Here is a 22,397-nt window from a genome sequence, read left to right on the forward strand (position 1 = left end):
TACAACTATAACAGTATCGCCAAAAAACCCCTACAAATAACTAACACATATTAAAATGAAACTATCAACAAAATTTTATACCATATGGTTACTAGTAAATGTAGTATTTTTTTCTACCTCATTTACAAGTTCACATCCTATTAAATTAACCTCATCTTTAATTGAATACAATCCTAAAACATCTCGTTTACAAATAGAATGCAGAGTTTTTATTGATGATTTCACATACAGTATAGATGGTACATTTACTAATAACATAAATCTTTCTAACCTCTCAAAAGAGGATAAAAAAGGAATTGAAAGGTACTTTGAAAAATTTTATCCAATAACCATTAATGACCATAGATTTCCTCTAAAATACGAGAATTCTAAGGTTCTAGAAGAACACAATGTATTTATTCTTAAGTTTTCGCAAGAGGTCTTACCCATTAAAAAAGGCGATCAACTTTGTGTAGAAAATACTCTTTTTTTTGAAGAATTTGCATTTATGCAAACCAATATGATTACAGTACGTGTCCCTCCTTTTATTAATGAAAATTACTTTGAAGCTACATTTGACGACTTTTCTTTACCTATAAATTTATAAACATATTTACTAATGAATAATTTAAGTTCTTTTTTTACTAATGGATGGGATCATATTGTTGATATACATGCGTATGACCATCTGTTATTTGTTATGACGTTATGCGCAGCATTCAAATTAACACAATGGAAACAAATACTGGTAATTATAACTGCATTTACCATAGGACATAGTGGAACTCTTATACTAAGTGCTTTAGATATTATTCCTGCAAATTCTACAATAGTAGATATGCTAATTCCCTTTACCATAATGATCACAGCACTAGCAAACATCATTAATTATAATAAACATGGTAAATTTTCTGATACGAAAGTAAAATATGGAATCGCATTGGTTTTTGGCTTAATTCACGGACTAGCATTTGCAAGCAATTTTAAATTCATGCTATTTAGCGACAGTATTATCATGCCTTTATTAGCATTTAATATTGGTATCGAAGTAGGGCAAATATTTATTGTGTTACTTTTTATGACCTCACTTTGGTTATATACAAAATTTATAAATGGAGCACATTTTAAATGGAATTTATTTATCTCTGGAGCGGGTTTTGGTATTGCCGCAACCATACTACTAAATGCTGTTAACGATGTACAATAATGAATCAATAATTGTTACTACGAAAACTAATTATTTAGCAAAATTCACTTTTAAAAAATGATTTCAATTATGTTTCAACGTATAGCTATTTGTTCGATTCTTTTACTATCCTTTGGTTCTTGTATTACACAAGGAAAAAAAGAAAATGACAATACTATTATCGATCGAAAAAAGATTGATGCAGTTTTTAATAAGGATATATCTAAAGTATTATTGGACCATTTATATGTGGTTGTAGATAGTATTACATATACCAAACTAACAAAAGATAATCAATGGAAAAATAAGTATGGTTCTCTAGATTCAGGATTACCAGATTTTGCACCTGTTCATGATAAGGCACTTACTTGTTTTTTACGTGGGCATCAGCATTATATTGAGATTTTGAGTCCAAAAAATTCATACAATGAACCTATAGGGAAAAGTGGTATTGGTTTCTCTTTAAAAAACAAAAATGAACATTTTCATTTAGGTGTCAAACCTAGATTGAAAATAACTAAAAACTCATTTCTTTATGCTACCGAAACTGTAAAAATGCCTTTGAGAAACCATAAACATACGTGGTTTAAGGCTTTTTATACGCCTAGTCCCGGTACAGCTTTACATACCTGGTATGGTTTCTATAATCCTACTTTTTTAGATAGTCTTTATGGAAACTATCATGCTACATATTCACGCGAAGCATTCCTTGAACCGGTATATACAGATCAAAAACTTTTTAATGCAATTAAAGAAATTTACTTAAACTGTACTTTAAATGATTATCGTCGTATTATTCAGGAATTGAATTATTTAGGATGTAAATTCTTAGAAAAAAAAGGCAATATACTTACTATTGCCAGTGAGGATATTATCATTAACATACAACCTTCTGATCAGATTGAATATAGTAGAATCACTAAAATAATTTGTCGACTGAATGATAAAGATGATAGTATTACCCAATTAGGTAACGTTACCATCACTAATCAAGGAACTGAATCGATCTGGGACTTTGATGAGCTTTACAGAAATAATCCTTAAAAGACTCTAATGTATAACTCCTGTTTAAAAAGTAATACATAGAATTTTATTAAAACATTAAAATTTACAACGAAAATATTCAAGCAAATGAAAAAACTACCTGTAACTGTATTAAGTGGCTTTCTTGGTGCAGGAAAAACAACATTATTAAATCATATTTTACATAACAAAGAGGGACTAAAAGTTGCTGTTATTGTAAATGACATGAGTGAAGTCAATATTGATGTGCAACTTGTTGAAAACGAAAACACACTTTCTAGAACCGAAGAGAAACTTGTGGAAATGTCAAATGGATGTATCTGCTGCACCTTACGAGAAGACCTTATGCTAGAAGTAGAAAAACTAGCAAAAGAACAACGGTTTGATTATTTAATTATCGAAAGTACTGGAATTTCAGAACCAATTCCTGTAGCACAAACTTTTAGTTTTGCCAGTGAAGATGGACAACTAGATCTAAGCCGATTCAGTTATGTTGATACAATGGTTACTGTTGTAGATGCATATAATTTCTTAAAAGATTTTTCAAGCTCACAGTATTTAATAGATAGAGAACTCACCAATATTGAAGGTGATGACCGAACTATTGTTAACCTACTTACCGATCAAGTAGAGTTTGCGAATGTAATTTTGTTAAATAAGGTGGATTTGGTAACAGAATCAGAATTAAGGAATTTATATGATATTATTCATAAATTAAACCCAAATGCTCATGTTATTCCTACTCAAAATTCTAAAGTTTCCTTGCACGAAGTAATTGATACAGGTCTATTTGATTTTGAGGAAGCAGAAGCATCGGCAGGATGGATTCAAGAACTTGAAAATGAACACATCCCCGAAACCGAAGAATATGGAATTGGTTCTTTTGTTTATAGAAAACGTAGCCCTTTTCATCCTAATCGATTTTTAAATTTTGCTACACATCACTTCCCTTCAAATATTATTCGTAGTAAGGGATTATTTTGGCTTGCCTCTCGTCCCGACCAAGCTCTAGTTTGGGGTTCTGCTGGAGGATCACTTAAAACAGACCCTGCAGGAGTTTGGTGGGCTTCTATGCCTTTTAGCGAACGAATTAGTTATGCCTCATTTTTAGATAATCAAAATACAATAGAAGAAGATTGGGATGTTTCTTTTGGCGACCGTAAAACTGAATTAGTATTTATCGGTCAAAATATCGATGTAAAATTGGTCACTAAACATCTGGATGACTGTTTACTCACAGAACCAGAACTTGCACAATGGAAAAAAGGAGAATTCTCTACAAATGATAATTGGCCAATTCCAAATTATCAAGAGTCATCAATGTAATGAATTCAAAATAGAATAATATGCAACAATGAACAATCCGGTTTGCCTACAATCTTACCGGATTTGTTGCTACAGTATTTTCTGCATCTAAAATCTTAATCTTATTAAATTTATATGTGTATAAGCTAATTATTAGAATTTTACACCATGAGGGCTCGTCCATATGAAGCTTTATTTTTTTGACTATCAAAATAAAAATCTATTCTTCCTAAATACAAACCATAGCACCCAACTTGATTTACAAGCACATCTTTATCCTTTCTATTCTTTACTAAAGTCGGTTCTTTAAGGAAAGTATGGGTATGTCCGCCAATAATAAGATCAATATTATCTGTAGCTTTGGCAAGACTTAAATCACTTACTTTATTTGATTCATTTTTATAATCATACCCTAAATGTGATAGACATATAACCAAATCACATTTTTCTTCATTTTTTAATGTAGCACTCATATCTTGAGCAATTTCTATAGGGTTAAGATATTTAGTTTCCTTATATAAATCTTTCATTACTAAACCTTCCAGGGCAATTCCCAAACCAAATATTCCTATTTTTATATTATCCTTTATGATGATTTCATAAGGTTTAACAAACGTATCCATAACTGTATTGGTAAAATCATAGTTGGCAGAAACAAATTTAAATCCGGCATACGGCATTTGGGCATGTAACCCTTCAATCCCGTTATCAAAATCATGATTACCTATAGTGACAACATCATATTTAAGCATACTCATTAATTTAAATTCAAGTTCACCCCCATAAAAATTGAAATAAGGAGTTCCTTGAAAAATATCGCCAGCATCTAGTAATAAAGTATTTGGGTTTTCTTTTCTAATATCTTCAATAATAGTCGCTCTTCTTGCCACTCCGCCCTTATTTGCATTTCTACCATCATCAGGGCCAAATGGATCTATATGGCTATGTACGTCGTTTGTATGTAAAATCGTTATTTTTTTTGCTTTGTTATCAGCAAAAGATGATAAACCAACTCCTCCTATAGTCATCAAACCCGTGGTTAATGCCGTATGTTTTATAAATTCTCTTCGTTTCATTTCTTTATTTAATTAGTTGATCTGTGAAAATCTATCATCAATCTTTGGTGCAATTGTATCTACTTTTTTAAAATAGTCAATCATTGCATTTCGAATTTTATAATTTAATTTATGAGCTTTGCCTCCTTCTTCAAAAAAATACATCTCACTACCACCATGATACAGATAATCATTGGTTGCAACAAAATACACCTCTTTGTCATCAATTTCCTTGTTATTGATCAATGCTTGTACAATATTATTATCTGCATCAATAGTCAATTTTAATCCTGAAATTGGATGTGCTTTTTGAGATTCTTGTAAATAAGTAATCAATTTCCAAATATGAGTACCTTTCATTTCAACTACTACAATACTATTCTCAAATGGCATCACTTGATAAGCGGTACGTGCAGTAACATTACCTTTTGGTATTGGTGCTCGTATTCCTCCGTGATTTAACAATACCATATCGATTGTATTTTTAGTCTTTGATTTAAAAAAAGGAATTGACTGTTCTAAAACAATATCTGCCATTAAATTTCCTATAGCTGTATTCAAAATACCATCCTTTTTAGAATATGTTTCTGGTGCATACGCCAGAACACTATCTAAAGTCTTATTTACGTGCATCATATAAGGTTTAACAAAAGCTTGGATGTCTGGATTATCAGGAGTGGTATTATTTACTTCAATCCTTGCTCCTTCTACCTTTACAAGATGTTTATTTTTCTGACAAGAAGAAAGGGTGATTATACATGTAAGTATAAAAAGACTTTTACTAATTATATTTTTTATGCAGCAATTATGGTATATTATTTTATCCATTTATTCTTAAATTTAATTAATCTCTTCTTTAATAGCTAATGTATAATTTTAATTCAATTTATTGCACTAATCTAGCTGTTGCTTCTTTTAATATATAATTACAGTGATCTACATCATCTACATTCAATTCTAATATTCCTACAACTTCTATTATCTGATCGGTTTTATAGTTTGGTTTATCTTTAAAAATAACTTCAATGATAGTTTCAGGGCCTGCACCCCCACAGAAAAAACAGGAAGACATTGGATTTCGGGAAACCATATAAAATTCTTCTTCATAAGAAAAATCTAAGAAATAGCCTTTGATACTAATTTTGGATCCTTGATATGATTTTATTTTATTATCAAATGTTGGTTTTAAAAAATAGTCATCATAGTATACATTATAAATATTATGAAAACTAACATTTGATAAATCACTCCAAGATAATTTCTGTTGAGCAAAAAAATGAAATGGAATACTTATAAAAATAAGCAATAAAAGTACTTTACGCATCTCCCAGGGTTTTAGAAATATTTAACTTAAATAAAGAGAAAGAAGCCAAAATCGTGGCAAGTATTGTTATTAAAATTATTGCAATTAATAAAAAAAACTCTTCTATATCTGGCACACTTATCTCAAAATGATATGTATAACCATTTGTAGCCAAAGTTGAAAACAATAAAATGCCTACTCTTCCTAAAAACCACCCCAGGACACCCCCGATTAAAGATAAAAAAAGTGCTTCAAAAAAAATTAATTTTAATAGTTGAAAGGTGTTAGTTCCATAGGTTCTTAATAAAGCCAATTCATGTTTTCTTTCTCTTACTGTTTTTATAAGATTAATAAAAATGCTTAAGCCCGCAATCAGAAATATTACTATAGCAATACTATTTATCGTTCGAAAACCAATACCTAGAAACTTTAATAACCGATCAATTTCGAATTTTGGGAATGCCGCCTGTAATCCCGTTTCTTTATTGATAAATCTGGAAAATTGCAATGCCCCAATGGGATTCCTGAAGTTTAACAATAACGCTGTAATTTCTTTATGTTCTTCACTATATTCTTCATGCTCATCTTCAAAATCGTGAACTTTCCAAATACTTTCAAGGTTTGTGATTATTAGATTATCTATTACCGTTCCTGTAGGCGCCAAGATACCTGTCACTATAAAAGGTTTTTCATCATGTACTTCTATTTCATTTTGTAATAATCCATGAGAACTTACAACAGAATCCCCTATACGAATATTCAGTTTTTTTGCTACTTCAAAACCGAAAACTGTTTCAAAGTCTTGAACATTTAGTGCACCCTCTTTTAAAGTAGCTCTATATCTAAGTAAATATTTGTCTGAAGTACCTAGAATTTTATACCCCTTATAATTATCACCATAAGAAACTGGTATAGCATCTTTTACCATAGGGTTTTTAAGTACTCCTAAAGCTTCATCCAGAGATATATTACCTGTTGGATTATCTATATGAAGTATTGCTGATAATACTAATTGTAATGGACTTCCTTTTGCACCAATTACCATATCAAATGGTTTACTATTTTCCTGCAAGTGATGATTAAGTTGTTTACTTATTTGTAAAACAAAAGTAGTTAACACAATGCTTAATGTTAAAAGTGAAATACTCAAAACAGTATTCAAAGGCTTGGAAATAAGATTTTTGAAAGCTAAGTGTAACAATTTTATAAAGTTATGTGTTTCTTAAAATGTGATTTAACTCTTTGGTCATGGGTAATAATTACCAAATTACTTTTACAAATTTGAGCCTCTTTTTTTAGCAGAGAAATCACCCTTTCACAATTCGCATCATCTAAGTTAGAGGTAGGTTCATCTGCTAATATCACTTTTGGTTTATGTACAACACCAAGGGCAATAGAAAGTCGCTGCCGCTGTCCTTCACTTATTTCATGTACTTTTTTGTTTTTAATTTCAGTCAATTCTAATTGTTCGATTAATTGTTTTCTTCTGTGTAGATCTATTGTTTTTCTAGACAGTTTTTCACGCATGCTTAGATTTTCTTGTACAGTCAAAGACTTAATAAAATATGCTCTTTGAAAAATTAACCCAATATGCTTTCCTCTAAAATCGTTTAATTGACTTCTTGTGAGTTGATGTATAAGCGTATTACCAATATATACATTTCCTTTTTTCGGAATCAAAAGACCTGCCATAAGATGAAGTAAAGTGGTTTTCCCGATACCCGAAGGTCCTATAATTAAAGCGTTTTCTTTAGATGTTAAATCTATACGAGGGAAATAAAAAGTATGATTTTTTGAATTTTGATATGCAAAACTTAATGATGTCGTTCGGACCATAAAATCATTTTTGCCAAAAATAAATAAATTTTATTAATGCAACTTTGTTGCATTAATAAAATATGTATTATCTTTGCCCCTCATTAAAACACATATTCTTTTATTTTGAACATTTTATACAAACGCACTCACTCAGACATCTTAGGAATTATAGCCAGTAGTTTATGTTTAATACACTGCTTGTTTACTCCTTTTTTATTTATTGCCCATACGGGATCTGTCCTATATCAAGATGGATATTCTGTTTTGTGGAAATCATTAGACATCGTCTTTTTAGCACTCTCCTTTATAGCGATTCATCGATCTACTAAAACAACTACAAATCCAACAATAAAATATGCTTTTTGGATAAATTGGGTATTACTATTATGTATTATAGTCAATGAAAAGCTATCCTTGTTTCCTTTGTTTGAAGAAGTTATTTACATAGTATCCATACTATTAGTAGGATTACATTTTTATAATAAAAAATACTGCGGTTGTAAACGTGAAAAGTGTTGTGCTAATTAATTGAAATATGAACAAAATGAATAGAGAAAAAATAGAATATGAAGGAGATGCACATATTTCTAGCAGCGTGGACACTCCTTTGGTTAAGAATGCTTTTGAAACATCCGACAATGATAAAATTAAAAATATTCAACATCATTTTTCGGAAATCATGAAAGAATTAGGACTTGATTTAACCGATGATAGTCTTCGAGGTACACCCTATAGGGTTGCTAAAATGTATGTAAAAGAGCTCTTTTATGGTCTAAATCCTCACAATAGACCAAAAATATCGACTTTTGAAAACAAATATGGATATCAAAAGATGTTAGTAGAACAAAATATTAACATAGATTCTGCTTGTGAACATCATTTCTTACCGATAGTTGGCACTGCCCATGTTGGATATATCCCAAAAGATAAAGTAGTTGGATTGTCAAAAATTAACCGACTTGTCGATTATTATTCTCATCGTCCGCAGGTACAAGAAAGACTTTGTTTACAAATTCTAAAAGACTTACAACAAACTTTAGAAACCAAAGATGTTATTGTGGTGATAAATGCGAAACATTTATGTGTTTCTTCCCGTGGAATCAAAGATAAAAGTAGTTTTACAACAACCTTAGAATATGGGGGGCAGTTTAAAGAAGTTTCTTTACGAAATGAATTCTTGGAAATTATAAAGAACGATAACAACACTTTTTGAATACATGATAATACGCCCAACTTTTACGTTATATTATCCTTAACAAAGTATTGGTTATTTTGCAATACGAAAATGGTAAAACATCATTAAAAAGGCACCTAAAACAAATAAATTTTATCAATGAAATGATTTCATTTTTAAAAATCTCATACATACTACTACCCTATTTATTTCATTTTATCTTAAAATAATTGTTTATTGTAACAACTAGTTCTTTCATATAGAAAAGTTATTTTTAATTTGGTTTTGATAAGAAAAGATTATGTTTTTTGAATTTTATTAAAATCTTAATTATCAGACACATAAAGATATAATTAACATTTAATGTATTGATTTTCAATGTTTTTTCTTAAAATAACGTTAAAAAACATAATAAAAACATAAAATCACTAGGATTCAAATCGATAAACATATACTTTTAACGCATCATAGTACATCATTTTGATTTAATAAACCCCTAATTAAACAAACGTAATATATGACAAGAAAAATACTCTTAAACCCTATAAGATTTAAATTTAATTATCAAAATTCTTTTACAACACATCACAATTACTCTCTTAGATGTGTAAAGAAAATGTAAAATAATTATCTTCTTTTTTTATAGACACACTAATTTATTCAAACTACAAGAAAAATACTTTTATTAAGACTATTATACTAATAGCCATCTTTTAGTTTTTCATTTGTTAAAGGAATAAATGCAAAAAACTACAACTAGTATAAACTATTTGTAAGACATGCTTTTTTAAAACCCCAATAAACCAACATCATATGGCAAAAAAATACACTACTACCTATAAGATATAATCACTAAAGCTCTCTTATTTCTATACATAAAATTAAGAGACAGCTTGAAGTAATTACTCTTCATTTTATAGCAATATCAGTTCAGACTGATCACAGAAAATTTATATCGAAATGACCATTGTTATACTAAAATGATATGGCAACCCCTTTACTATTACCATACATTTAGTCGTGCAATGAGCGAATGGTATTTACTGTTATACTAATAAACCATATAACAGCTATTTTGTTTTAATTAACCCCCCATTAAACCAATACTATATGGCAAGAAAATACTCTTAAAACCTTTTAAAACACAAGGATTATTTAGACAGTCTTCTTACATAAAATGTACTAAGTACCAACCAAAAATGTAATGAAAACACCAAATAACTATCTACTTTTTTAAAAAGGTTTATTAGTTACTACTCAAGATCTTATTCACACTTGAGAAACTACTACCACAAATAAAATAATCGTACTACTTGCATAGTGGAACGCAATACTTCTATACATCTATCTTAATTGGAAAGAGATGGTTAAATATACGGTATTGTCGCTACCGTTAATGTTTGGGTCACCTATTTTGTTTTAATAAACCCCGTTAAATCAATAGTATATGACAAAAAAAACACTCTTAAAACATAAACATAATTCCATAAATTTTAGAAAGACACTACAACCCAGTAAAGTATTACTAATAGCTAAAAAACGTACAATAATCATTTGCCTTTTTTGGATATTTGGAACATCAATCCATGCTCAGGATTTTATTACTACATGGGAAACAACAACTGCAAATGAAATTATTACACTACCCAATAGTGGAATGGCTGCAGGTTATAATTTTACTGTAGATTGGGGAGATGGAACACCGATTGAATTAAATGTAAATACTCCCGGAAAACAGCATACATATATAACCCCTGGTACTTATACAGTCAGGATTAGCGGGCAATTTGAAGAGTTTGATTTTACTGGTACCCCAACAAGTCCGAGTGCCAACAATTTATTATTTGTTAACCAGTGGGGAAATTTAGCCGTATCTAAACTTAATTTTAGTGGTGCAAGCAGATTTCAAATTACAGCAACCGATAATCCAGATTTAACCAATGTAACTTCATTTGACAACCTATTTAGTGGTGCCTCTACAGTAAACGCTGATTTATCTGGTTGGATAGTTTCAGGAATTACAAGTATGAACGGAACCTTTCGTGATGCTATAGCATTTAATGGAAATGTTAGTACTTGGAATACAAGTGAGGTAACGAGTATGGTAGACACTTTTTCTGGAGCCTCTGCTTTTGATCAAAATATCTCTGGTTGGAATACTGCTAAAGTAACCGACATGTCAACTATGTTTTTTAACGCCTTAATATTTAATCAAGATATAAGCGGTTGGGTTACTAATGAAGTTCTTAATATGACAGGAATGTTTAACGGTGCTGCTAGATTTAATCAAAATATTGGTGGCTGGAATACAAGTAAAGTAACTAACCTAAGTTTTATGTTTTTTAGAGCTACAGCATTTAATGCAACTATTGGTAGTTGGAATACAAGTATGGTAACCGACATGACCTTTATGTTTGCAAGTGCATCAACATTTAATCAAGATATTAGCGGATGGATTACTAGTGAAGTGAGGGATATGAGCAGTATGTTTTCTGGTAGTTTAAGGTTTAATCAAAATATTGGAAGTTGGGATACTACTAAAGTAGAAAGAATGGCATTTATGTTCGCTAATGCCAGAGCGTTTAATCAAAATATTAGTGGTTGGGATACCGCTAATGTACTTAGTATGTCATTTATGTTTAATAGTGCCATTGCATTTAATCAAAGTTTAGCAAATTGGAATATCAGTAAGGTTACATCACTATTCAATACTTTATCAAATACTGGTTTATCTACCTTAAATTATGATGCGACATTGATAGGATGGGCCAATCAGACAGTACAATCTGGACTTAATTTAGGAGCAAATGGATTGACATACTGTTTAGGAGAAACTGCCCGAAATACACTAACAAATGCTCCAAATCTATGGGTAATAACTGATGATGGGTTGGATTGTTCTTCTTTATTTATAACCTCTTGGGAAACCAACACTACAAGTGAAATGATCACTTTACCTAATGACAATGGTAATGGATCACTACAATATAATTTTAGTATTGATTGGGGAGATGGCACAGCTATTGAAACCAATGTTACCACTCCTAATATGACACATACCTACGCTATACCTGGTGTATACACAGTGACTATTGATGGGCAGTTCGAGAGTTTTGATTTTGAAACGGTTCCTAACAATACTACAAATATCTTATCTGTAGAACAATGGGGAAACTTGTTAGTATCAAAACTTAACTTCAAAGATGCTATCAATTTTCAAATAAACGACATCAATGCGCCAGACTTATCAAGAGTAACTTCGTTTGATAACTTGTTTAATGGTGCAACTACAGTAAATGCTGATCTCTCAGGGTGGAATGTCATCACTATCCAAAGTATGAATAGAACTTTTCTTGGTGCTACAGCTTTTAATGGAAACATTAGTACATGGAATACAGCCAATGTCGAAAGTATGAGTTCTATGTTTAACAATGCTACAACATTCAATCAGGACATTAGCAATTGGGATACAAGTAATGTTCTAAAAATGGATGCTATGTTCGAAAATGCAATTGTTTTCAATCAAAATATCAGAACATCAGGTACAAGTTGGGATACAAGCAAAGTGGATGATATGAGCTTTATGTTTAATAATGCTCTTGTATTTAATCGGGATATAAGCAACTGGTCCACAAATACTGTCACCGATATGTCAAACATGTTTAACAATGCTCCTGAATTTAATCAAAATATTGGTAGTTGGATTACGGATAATGTAACTGATATGAGTGCCATATTTAATGCAGCAACTGCATTTAATCAAGATCTTGGTGGTTGGAATATTAGTAAGGTAGCATCAATGTCTGATGCACTTTCTAATTCTGGTTTATCTACACAAAATTATGATGCTACATTAATAGGATGGGAAAGTCAAACCGTATTAACTAATGTAATTTTAGGTGCAGATGGATTAACATACTGCTTGGCCGGAAATGAAAGAAACCGATTAATCAACAACGATTTATGGACTATTAATGGGGATAGATTGGGGTGCTCATCAATATTAGCCTTTTCCATTTCTAAAACTACAGATGCGATTGAAGGCACTTCAAACGCTACATTTACGATAAGTATTGATGGAGGAATAATCAACACTACCGGAGCCCCTATTACAGGAACACTTACACTAACAGGTACCGCCACTAATGGCTCAGATTATACAGATGTAACTACATTTTCTATTCCTAATGGAGATACCAATATTATTGTCACCATTCCGGTAATTGATGATACAGAAGTAGAAGTACTCGAGACAATTATTGCCACTTTATCTACCACAAATACTGGTAATATAAATGCTACAAATAATACCGCTATTGCAACAATAACAGATGATGATAGTGCATCTTTAACTATTTCTATTGGATCTCCTGTAGATGCTATCGAAGGAACTTCTGATGCTACTTTTACTGTTAACTTAGATAACGGTGTGAGTAATAATACCGGTACATCAATTACTGGAACACTTACACTTACAGGTACTGCCACTAACGGAGCAGATTATAGCAATGTGAGTCTGTTCGAAATTCCAAACGGGAGTACTTCCGCAACGATAACCATTCCTGTAATTAATGACAATGAGATAGAACCACAAGAAACTATTATTGCCACAATATCTTCACCAAGTCTAGGGACTATAAATACATTGAACAATTTTGATACTGCATTCATAACAGATGATGATGCATCGGCACTCTCCTATTCTATTACCAAAACAACAGACGCCATTGAAGGTACTTCTGATGCTTCTTTCACCGTAAGTATTGATGGAGGAATTGTTAATACTACCGGAATGCCTATCACAGGCATATTTACATTTAGTGGTACTGCTACTAACGGAGTTGATTATACCAATGTAACAGGGTTTTCAATTCCAAACGGAAGTGCTAGTGTGATAGTTACCATTCCGATAATCGATGATCTCGCAGTAGAATTACCGGAAACTATCATTGCCGAAATTTCTAATCCAAGTATAGGAAATATAAATTCTACAAATACTACAGATACTGCGATTATCGCAGACGATGACAGTACATCATTAACTATTTCGATTGGATCACCAGTAGATGCTGTCGAAGGTACATCAGATGCTACTTTTATAGTAAGCTTAGACAACGGATTACGCAATGAAACAGGAAGCCCTATTATCGGATCGATTACCTATAGCGGTACGGCAATTAATGGTATCGATTATACAAACATAATGGCTTTCTCAATTCCAGATGCAGCTTCTAATGTGATCGTAACTATTCCTGTCATTGATGACACCTTAGTAGAACCTATAGAAACTATAATTTCAACAATATCTGCACCAAATATTGGAGCAATAAATATTAACAATACTAGCGCCATAGCTAATATAATTGATGATGAAAGTACATCGCTCACTATTTCTATTGGATCCCCGATAGATGCGGTAGAAGGGTTTTCTGATGTGAATTTTACGATAAGCTTAGATAACGGAGTAACCAATCAAACCGGATCTCCTATTACAGGAACGATAGTACTTACAGGAACAGCAAGTAACGGAGTAGATTATACAAACGTAGTGACATTCTCAATTCCTGACGGTAGTACTACCCAAACAGTAGTAGTTCCTGTTATTGATGATACCGAAGTAGAACCATTAGAAACTATTATTGCTACAATATCATTTCCAAATATCGGATCAATTAATGCATCATCAGCTACCGCAAGTATAACAGATGATGATATTCCACCAAACCCTAATTTGGCTTTATCAAAAATCGGGAACTATGAAGACTCAAATAATGATGGCGTATTAAATCTAGGAGACCAAATTGTATATACTTTTACTATTGAAAATAATGGTACTGAAACAATTACCAATATTAGGCTTACCGATCCATTACCTGGGATTATTTTGAATGGAGAATCAATTAATCTTGATTCTGGCGAAATTGATAATTCAACATTTACTGCAATATATGAACTTACCGAAAATGATATTCTTACGGGTAGTGTTATAAATCAGGCTTTTGTAACCGGTATAGATCCATTAAATATGGAAATAATTGACTTTTCTGATGATCCAAATAACGATACCAATATTGATGATGACAATGATGGCGATGGTGAAGACCCAACAATTACTGATCTTATTATTGAAGATGAATTGATTGTATATGAAATAATTACTCCAAATGGAGATGGATTAAATGATGAATTAAGGATTTCCGGATTAACCAAGTTTCCAAATAATACCATAATCATATATAATCGTTGGGGTGCTAAAGTCTTTGAAGCAAGCGGCTATGAACAAAAAGGTGTCCCTTTATTTAATGGAATTGCCAAAGGAGAAAAAAAAGTACTCCCAACAGGTTCCTATTTCTTCACATTACAATATCAAAATACAATTGGCAATTCATCTAGTAAATCTGGGTTTATACACATCAACTAAAAAATGACATTACCCCTATATCAATCAACAAAAATTACCGCTTATGAAAAAACTATTACTTTTTATATCCATAATTACTTGTTCTATTCCTGCTGTATGCTATACACAACAGGATAGTCAATATACGCAATACATGTATAACACCATTAGTGTTAACCCTGCCTATGCAGGTAGTAGAGGAATACTTAGTATAATGGGATTATACCGAACTCAATGGGTAGGATTAGATGGAGCACCAAGTACACAAACTCTTACTTTAAATTCTCCTATAAACGAAAAGAATAAATTAGGAATCGGATTATCCATCATAAATGATGCAATCGGTGCTACAAACGAAACAAATTTTAATGCAAGTATTTCTTATACTATTCCTGTATCAAGAATTGGTAAGTTAAATTTTGGTGTAAATGCCGGAGGAAATTTATTAAATGTAGACCTCATAACACTAAGAAGATTTAACCCTGATGATTCATTACTTGAAAATAACATTGACAATAAATTTAGCCCTAATGTTGGGGTAGGTTTTTATTATCATACAAATCGCTTTTATTTAGGCATCAGTACTCCTAATCTATTAGAAACAAATCATTTCAACAAAGACATCTTATCAAACATTGATAATCAAGTAAGTGTTTTTGCTAAAGAACGCGTGAATTACTACTTCATAACGGGTCATGTTTTCGAAATAGTCCCCTACATAAAATTTAAGCCGGCAGTATTAGCTAAATATATAGAAGGAAGCCCAATTCAATTTGATGCATCTGCAAACTTTATGTTTAACGAGAAATTTACTATAGGAACAGCTTATCGGTGGAGTAAAGCTGTTAGTGCTATTGCAGGATTTCAAATTTCAGACAGTTTAATGATAGGGTTTTCGTATGATCGAGAAATCACTGATCTAGGGCAAACACGTTTTAATAATGGATCTTATGAAGCCATACTGCGTTTTGAATTAAAAAACAACCATCATCAGTTTCTAACGCCTAGATTCTTTTAACAAATTCAATACACCAATGAACAAAGTAATATATACCCCACTTATTATTTTTATCACCTCACTTTGGGGAGGTTCAGGAATAGCACAACAAAGAATAGTAAATATCGCTAACAAAATGTTTGATCAACATAAATATGTTAGTGCACAAGAAGCTTACCTTAAAGCAGTAGAACGACAATATAAAAATGCAGAAATCTTAAAAAATCTTGGAGATAGTTACTACCTAAATGGACAACCTGAAAATGCTGCAAAATGGTACAAAGAATTTATAGAATCTTATGCCGATCAAGTCGAACCCGAGTACTTTTTTAAATATGCTCAATCTCTAAAATCTATACAGGATTATAACAGTGCCGATAACTATATGGATCAACTACTGTTATCACGACCAGAGGATCAACGGGCCAACCTATTTGATAAGAAAAGAGATTATCTTGAACGAGTCGAATATCAATCTGGGCGGTATCAAATAGATAATTTAGCTATTAATTCTAGCTTTACTGATTTTGGAGCAACCTACTATGAAGATGCAATTGTATTTAGCTCATCAAGAGATACTTTGCTTTTTAACAAAAGAGTACATAAATGGACCGAGGAGTCTTTCTTAGAGTTGTATCTCACAAAATATGATCCAGAAAACAATTTATATTCAGATCCTAAACCGTTTTCAAAAGAGTTAAGTACAAGATTTCATGAATCTACTCCTGCATTTACAAATAATGGTAGTACCATATACTTTACACGAAACCATGACATTGCCAATAAAAATGAAATGATTCGATTAAAAATATATAGGTCTTACAAAAATGATAATGGTGAGTGGACTATTCCCGAAGATCTGCCTTTTAATGATAATACCTATTCCACTTCTCACCCATCAATTAGTCCAGATGGGCAAACACTATATTTTTCTTCAGATATGCCCGGAGGATATGGGATGTCTGATATTTATTCTATCGCTATCAATAATGACGGGAGCTTTGGTATGCCAATTAATTTGGGTAACCAAATAAATACAGAAGGAAAAGAAACTTTTCCATTTGTAACACAAGATGAATTGTATTTTTCTTCGGATGGACATCCGGGATTAGGAGGTTTAGATATTTTCGTTACCAAAATCAACACTCCTTTTTTAGATATTATTAATGTTGGAAGACCTGTAAATAGTCCACAAGATGATTTTTCTTTTGTACTAAACGCTCAAACCGAAAAAGGGTACTTTTCTTCTAATAGAAGTGACGGAAAAGGTGGTGATGATATTTATAGTGTATTACAATTAAAACCAATTAGGAGTTTTGACCTTACCACAGTTTTAGGTACAATCATAGATAATGATAATGACGAAGCCTTAAATGATGCGACCATTACTATCTATGATAATGAAAACAATGTCATACAAGAAAAAGTTTCGGTAGATAATGGTAATTATATCTTTTCTGATAATGAAAAATTAAAAGATGCATATTTAATTACGGTAAACAAAACCGGATATAAGCCTTATGAACACATTATTTATAAGGAAGAGTTTGCCGATGTTTATGAAAAACTTATTAAACTAGAAAAGAATTACGATAAAGATCTTGCTCTAGATAAAGTAAACAAAAGCTCTAATGAACTGGAAAATGTTTTCAATTTTGAATTGATAATAGACCCCATACATTTTCAAAATGACCTCACAAATATTTCAAAAAAATCAAAGGATAAATTAGATGAATTAATCCTCTTAATGAAAAAATATCCAAAAGTATACACCGATATAAAATCATATACTTACGATAACAATAGTGACAATGTAATTGCTCAAAATCAAGCTGAAGCAATTAAACTGTATTTAATTGACAAAGGAATACCGGAGTACCGATTAAGTGCAAAAGGAGTATCCAAAAACACCATAAAACCAGAAGAAAGACTAAAACTAATGATGGTTGTTCCCTTACCAATTCACTTTAATTTTAATTCTGAAGAAATACGCCCCGAAGTTGAAACCGGACTAACAAAAGTTATCGAACTAATGAATACGTATCAAAGTATGAAAATGGAAGTTCACTCGCATGCAGATAGCAGATCAAGTTATTGGTATAACAAACAACTTAGTGTAAAAAGAATGAGAGCTACACTTAATTATATTACAGAAAAAGGTCGCATTAATTGGCGACGTATACGAGGTAGAGCATATGGAGAGCGTAGATTGTTCAACGATTGTGGAGATGGGGTTCCTTGTTCAGAAGAAGAGCACCAAAAAAATAGACGAAGTGAGTTCATCATTGTCAAATAATACGATCTAAAAACCAATAGAACACTAAATTAAAGAATAAGCAAAAGTAATACACTTTTACTTTCAGTATAGATCATTCACAAATTTTATACTAGTATCATAAAACAGAATATCATGTATGAAATACTAGTAGTATATAACTATTTTTTCTAACTAACCAACCCCCTAAAAAATGAAAAAAAATTACTTAAAACCTTTTATTCTATCAATACTTATAGGGCTATTGATAAATCACATAAAGGCAAGCCCCGAACACCCTATACATGAAGAAGATTCTATTGGATTTATAATTGAAAATACATTTAATCCAAAAAACACAAAGCGGTATACTAATAATGATACTATAAGTGACTTCTTTTTTAGCAAAAAGTTAAACAACCATCAGAAAACTAAACATTATGAAAACACAAAAACATCTAATCTAACTACTAATTGTTCAGAGACTATATGGTTAGAAAAATTTAATTTAAACAACGGAACAACATCTGATTCTGGATCCACAGCTTGGACTACTCAAAATACAAGTTCTGGTAATTTTCATGTAAGAGACAATAGATTTAAAGTTAATAATACAGGAAAGAATAACAAAGGAATATGGACTTCTGAATCAATTGATATTACTGGTAAAGACAATGTGAGCATTTCTGTTCATTTGCATAGTACAGGTGGTTTAGAAAACTCTGGCGAAAGTCTAGATTTTATTGATCTTTATTATAGACTAAATGGAGGTCAAAGAATTCTTTTTAGTGAAAATTCGGGATCTATAAATGGTAATAGTGCTTCTGGTAAGGTCGTTTCTATAGGTTCATTGAATGGAAATAGTCTACAAATTATAATCAAATCAAGGACTACAGCGTCTGATGAATTTTATTATTTTGATCATGTTAAAGTAACGGGAAAAGGAAACATTAATGCTTCGGCTTCAGTAGATGATATACTTACTTGCAAAAATCAATCCGTAACTATTACAGGAGCACCTTCTGCAAATAATGTAACTTATTCATGGACAGGACCCAATAATTTTTCTGCAAATACAAGGGTAATAAATGTAAATGAGCCTGGGGATTACAGATTAAAAGTGACCAATAATCAAGGTTGTAAAGGGTTTGCAACAGCAACTGTAAAACGAAATATCCGAAAACCTAATATATCAGCTTCAGTCAATGGTACTTTAAGCTGCTCGATATCTTCAGTTATATTATCAGGTAACTCTACTACCCCAAATGTGATTTACAACTGGTCAGGACCTAACGGCTTTAGTTCAACGATACAAAATCCTACGGTAAATGAAGCAGGAACCTATGTATTACAGGTAACTGATCCGGATAGTGAGTGTACCTCTTCGTATATAATTAATGTACTAAACTCTGATAGTACAGAAAATGTTCTTTGGTTAGAAAAATTCAATTTACCCAATGGCACAACCTCCGACACAGGTACAACAAGCTGGTCTTCCCAAAATCCAAGTTCTGGTAATCTTAATGTATTAGACAATCAATTTATTGTTGAAAATATGGGAAAAACCAAACAAGGTATATGGACATCTGAGGTAATTGATATTTCACGGAAAAATAATGTAAGGATATCATTGCATTTAGCAAGTGAAGGTACCATCGATAGTTTTGGTGAACTACTTGATTATGTAAATGTTTATTATAAATTAGATGGAGGTCAGAAAATCCTTTTTAGTGAAAATATTGGGCCAATAAATGAGAATGATCTTTCTGGTGCCGAGGTATCAATTGGCTCATTAAGTGGTACTAGTTTACAGATTATAATTAAATCCAGAACTACTGCTTTTAACGAATTGTACTATATTGATAATGTTAAAGTTTCAGAAATATATCCCGCTACTATAGACGCAACAGCTTCGGTAGATGGAATTTTAACTTGTGCTAATGAATCAGTGACCATTACAGGTTCCTCTTCTTCAAATAATGTAAATTATTCATGGACTGGGCCAGATGGTTTTACAGCAAACACAGAAGTAATTCAGGTAAATAAACCAGGAGAGTATACTTTGAACGTATCTAACAGTACAGGATGTACGGGACATACGACCGTTACTGTTCTTCAAAATATCGTTAAACCTAATGTGTCAGCCTCTGTAAACGGAACACTAAGCTGTTCTGTATCTCAAGTTACACTTCTAGCTAATTCTACGACTCCTAATGTAACCTATAACTGGTCTGGACCTGACGGTTTTAACTCTACACTACAAAATCCAACTACAAATCAATCAGGAAGTTACACAGTGTCAGTTACTGATATAAGCAATGGTTGCTCTTCTTCTTTTGTAGTAAATGTTATAAATTCTGATACTACAGAAACAGACATTTGGTTAGAAAAATTTAATTTACCTAATGGGACAACATTAGATACTGGAATTACAAGTTGGACAACACAAAACCCAAGTTCAGGGAGATTTGAAGTACACAATAATATATTCAAAGTTGAAAATACAGGAAATGATAAAAAAGGGATTTGGACTTCTGAATCAATCAATATTTCAGATAAAAATGATGTAACTATTTCTGTGCACTTATGCAGTACAGGTGATATGGAAAGCGAAGGTCAAAATCTGGATTTTATAGATTTATATTATCGACTTGATAGTGGTCCAAAAATTCTTTTTAGTAAAAATTCTGGATCAATAAATGGCAATAGCACCTCGGGAACAGAAGTTTCAATCGGTTCCTTAAAAGGTACAAGTTTAGAGATCATAATTAAATCGCGCACAACAACTTCGGGAGAGATCTATTATTTCGATAATGTCAAAGTTACAGCAAAAAACCAAGCAGTAATTGATGCATCAGCATCTGTAGATGGTGAGCTTACATGCGCTCAAAATTCTGTAAAAATTACCGGATCATCTTTAACAGATAATGTTACCTATTCCTGGACAGGTCCTAATAATTTCTCTGCAAACACAAAAGTGATAAATGTAAATGAACCTGGAGAATACATATTAAAAGTATCCAATGCTGCTGGTTGTACTGGATTTGCAACTGCAATTGTAACTCAAAATATTGACAAACCAGAACTACAAGCTGCTGTTAGCGGAACGATCACTTGTGATGTAACGGAAGTAACTCTGACAGCAACTTCAACAACTCCAAATGTTACTTTTACTTGGGAAGGATTTACTGCAGGTGAAAACCCAGTCAATGTAAGTTCGGAAGGTGAATATAGTGTAACAGCAACCAATACTGCAACAGGATGTACTAGCCAACAAACAGTAATCGTTACTGCTGATAATACCAAACCAGAACTACAAGCTACGGCTAGTGGAACAATCACTTGTGATATGACTGAAGTAATTCTGACAGCAACTTCAACAACTCCTGATGTTACTTTTACTTGGGAAGGATTTACAGCAGGTCAAAATCCAGTCAATGTAAGTTCGGAAGGGGAATATAGTGTGACAGCGACCAATACTGCAACAGGATGTACTAGCCAACAAACAGTAATCGTTACTGCTGATAATACCAAACCAGAACTACAAGCTGCTGCGAGTGGAACGATCACTTGTGATGTAACAGAAGTAACTCTGACAGCAACTTCAACAACTGCAAATGTTACTTTTACTTGGGAAGGATTTACTGCAGGTCAAAATCCAGTCAATGTAAGTTCGGAAGGGGGATATATTGTAACAGCAACCAATGCTGCTACAGGATGCACTAGCCAACAAACAGTAATCGTTACTGCTGATAATACTAAACCAGAACTACAAGCTGCTGCGAGTGGAACGATCACTTGTGATGTAACAGAAGTAACTCTGACAGCTACTTCAATAACTCCAAATGTTACTTTTATTTGGGAAGGATTTACTGCAGGTGAAAACCCAGTCAATGTAAGTTC

The 22,397-nt window shown here is 32.0% G+C and carries 15 protein-coding genes; 10 read left to right on the forward strand and 5 right to left on the reverse strand.

Features of this window, described 5'->3' with window-relative positions:
* The first annotated feature begins 55 nt into the window (after positions 1-55).
* The 4 genes from AWE51_RS08020 to AWE51_RS08035 all read left to right on the forward strand — a co-directional run bounded on the left by AWE51_RS08020 (position 56) and on the right by AWE51_RS08035 (position 3,514).
* The gene (locus AWE51_RS08020) at positions 56-586 is read left to right on the forward strand and encodes a DUF6702 family protein (protein WP_066311953.1); all 531 of its coding nucleotides are present in this window, start codon (positions 56-58) and stop codon (positions 584-586) included.
* Between the two features lie 12 nt (positions 587-598).
* Positions 599-1,186: a HupE/UreJ family protein gene (locus AWE51_RS08025; RefSeq protein ID WP_066311954.1), complete on the forward strand. Its 588-nt coding sequence runs from the start codon at positions 599-601 to the stop codon at positions 1,184-1,186.
* A gap of 69 nt (positions 1,187-1,255) precedes the next feature.
* A complete protein-coding gene (locus tag AWE51_RS08030; RefSeq protein ID WP_066311956.1) occupies positions 1,256-2,209 on the forward strand; it encodes a DUF5829 family protein in 954 nt (317 codons plus the stop codon).
* An 87-nt stretch (positions 2,210-2,296) separates the two neighbouring features.
* Complete coding sequence (locus tag AWE51_RS08035; protein ID WP_066311958.1) at positions 2,297-3,514, forward strand: GTP-binding protein; 1,218 nt, start codon at positions 2,297-2,299, stop codon at positions 3,512-3,514.
* Between the two features lie 140 nt (positions 3,515-3,654).
* On the opposite strand, the gene AWE51_RS08040 is transcribed toward AWE51_RS08035, so the two are convergent.
* The 5 genes from AWE51_RS08040 to AWE51_RS08060 form a co-directional block, all read right to left on the reverse strand.
* Positions 3,655-4,569: a bifunctional metallophosphatase/5'-nucleotidase gene (locus tag AWE51_RS08040; RefSeq protein ID WP_066311960.1), complete on the reverse strand. Its 915-nt coding sequence runs from the start codon at positions 4,567-4,569 to the stop codon at positions 3,655-3,657.
* A 12-nt stretch (positions 4,570-4,581) separates the two neighbouring features.
* Positions 4,582-5,376, reverse strand: coding sequence for a 5'-nucleotidase C-terminal domain-containing protein (locus AWE51_RS08045; protein WP_082832361.1), 795 nt, complete (start codon positions 5,374-5,376; stop codon positions 4,582-4,584).
* 58 nt (positions 5,377-5,434) lie between these two features.
* The gene (locus tag AWE51_RS08050) at positions 5,435-5,872 is read right to left on the reverse strand and encodes a hypothetical protein (RefSeq protein WP_066311962.1); all 438 of its coding nucleotides are present in this window, start codon (positions 5,870-5,872) and stop codon (positions 5,435-5,437) included.
* Positions 5,865-6,971, reverse strand: a complete 1,107-nt coding sequence (locus AWE51_RS08055) for an ABC transporter permease (RefSeq protein ID WP_082832362.1) — start codon at positions 6,969-6,971, stop codon at positions 5,865-5,867. The genes AWE51_RS08050 and AWE51_RS08055 overlap by 8 nt, the downstream gene beginning before the upstream one ends.
* A gap of 83 nt (positions 6,972-7,054) precedes the next feature.
* Positions 7,055-7,687, reverse strand: coding sequence for an ABC transporter ATP-binding protein (locus tag AWE51_RS08060; protein ID WP_066311966.1), 633 nt, complete (start codon positions 7,685-7,687; stop codon positions 7,055-7,057).
* A 105-nt stretch (positions 7,688-7,792) separates the two neighbouring features.
* Between AWE51_RS08060 and AWE51_RS26090 the strand changes: the two genes are divergently transcribed.
* From AWE51_RS26090 to AWE51_RS08085, 6 genes are all read left to right on the forward strand, one after another.
* A complete protein-coding gene (locus AWE51_RS26090; RefSeq protein ID WP_232517362.1) occupies positions 7,793-8,197 on the forward strand; it encodes a MerC domain-containing protein in 405 nt (134 codons plus the stop codon).
* Positions 8,198-8,213: 16 nt separating this feature from the next.
* The gene (folE, locus tag AWE51_RS08065; RefSeq protein WP_066312009.1) at positions 8,214-8,882 is read left to right on the forward strand and encodes a GTP cyclohydrolase I FolE; all 669 of its coding nucleotides are present in this window, start codon (positions 8,214-8,216) and stop codon (positions 8,880-8,882) included.
* Between the two features lie 1,408 nt (positions 8,883-10,290).
* Positions 10,291-15,264 carry a BspA family leucine-rich repeat surface protein gene (locus tag AWE51_RS08070; protein WP_066311969.1) on the forward strand — a complete coding sequence of 1,658 codons (4,974 nt, stop codon included), beginning with the start codon at positions 10,291-10,293 and terminating at the stop codon, positions 15,262-15,264.
* A gap of 43 nt (positions 15,265-15,307) precedes the next feature.
* A complete protein-coding gene (locus AWE51_RS08075; RefSeq protein ID WP_198403806.1) occupies positions 15,308-16,261 on the forward strand; it encodes a PorP/SprF family type IX secretion system membrane protein in 954 nt (317 codons plus the stop codon).
* A 16-nt stretch (positions 16,262-16,277) separates the two neighbouring features.
* Entirely contained in the window at positions 16,278-18,536 is a 2,259-nt protein-coding gene (locus AWE51_RS08080) for an OmpA family protein (RefSeq protein WP_066311977.1), read from the forward strand.
* A gap of 172 nt (positions 18,537-18,708) precedes the next feature.
* A partial coding sequence (locus AWE51_RS08085; RefSeq protein ID WP_157766040.1) for a hypothetical protein occupies positions 18,709-22,397 on the forward strand: 3,689 nt, incomplete at its 3' end.

This window comes from Aquimarina aggregata, assembly GCF_001632745.1.
In the GTDB taxonomy this organism is placed as follows: domain Bacteria; phylum Bacteroidota; class Bacteroidia; order Flavobacteriales; family Flavobacteriaceae; genus Aquimarina; species Aquimarina aggregata.

Bases quoted from the DNA above. Each gene is read 5' to 3' on its own strand.
- AWE51_RS08020 (WP_066311953.1), top strand. From the start codon at position 56: ATGAAACTATCAACAAAATTTTATACCATATGGTTACTAGTAAATGTA.
- AWE51_RS08025 (WP_066311954.1), top strand. From the start codon at position 599: ATGAATAATTTAAGTTCTTTTTTTACTAATGGATGGGATCATATTGTT.
- AWE51_RS08030 (WP_066311956.1), top strand. From the start codon at position 1,256: ATGTTTCAACGTATAGCTATTTGTTCGATTCTTTTACTATCCTTTGGT.
- AWE51_RS08035 (WP_066311958.1), top strand. From the start codon at position 2,297: ATGAAAAAACTACCTGTAACTGTATTAAGTGGCTTTCTTGGTGCAGGA.
- AWE51_RS08040 (WP_066311960.1), bottom strand. From the start codon at position 4,569: ATGAAACGAAGAGAATTTATAAAACATACGGCATTAACCACGGGTTTG.
- AWE51_RS08045 (WP_082832361.1), bottom strand. From the start codon at position 5,376: ATGGATAAAATAATATACCATAATTGCTGCATAAAAAATATAATTAGT.
- AWE51_RS08050 (WP_066311962.1), bottom strand. From the start codon at position 5,872: ATGCGTAAAGTACTTTTATTGCTTATTTTTATAAGTATTCCATTTCAT.
- AWE51_RS08060 (WP_066311966.1), bottom strand. From the start codon at position 7,687: ATGGTCCGAACGACATCATTAAGTTTTGCATATCAAAATTCAAAAAAT.
- folE (WP_066312009.1), top strand. From the start codon at position 8,214: ATGAATAGAGAAAAAATAGAATATGAAGGAGATGCACATATTTCTAGC.
- AWE51_RS08070 (WP_066311969.1), top strand. From the start codon at position 10,291: ATGACAAAAAAAACACTCTTAAAACATAAACATAATTCCATAAATTTT.
- AWE51_RS08075 (WP_198403806.1), top strand. From the start codon at position 15,308: ATGAAAAAACTATTACTTTTTATATCCATAATTACTTGTTCTATTCCT.
- AWE51_RS08080 (WP_066311977.1), top strand. From the start codon at position 16,278: ATGAACAAAGTAATATATACCCCACTTATTATTTTTATCACCTCACTT.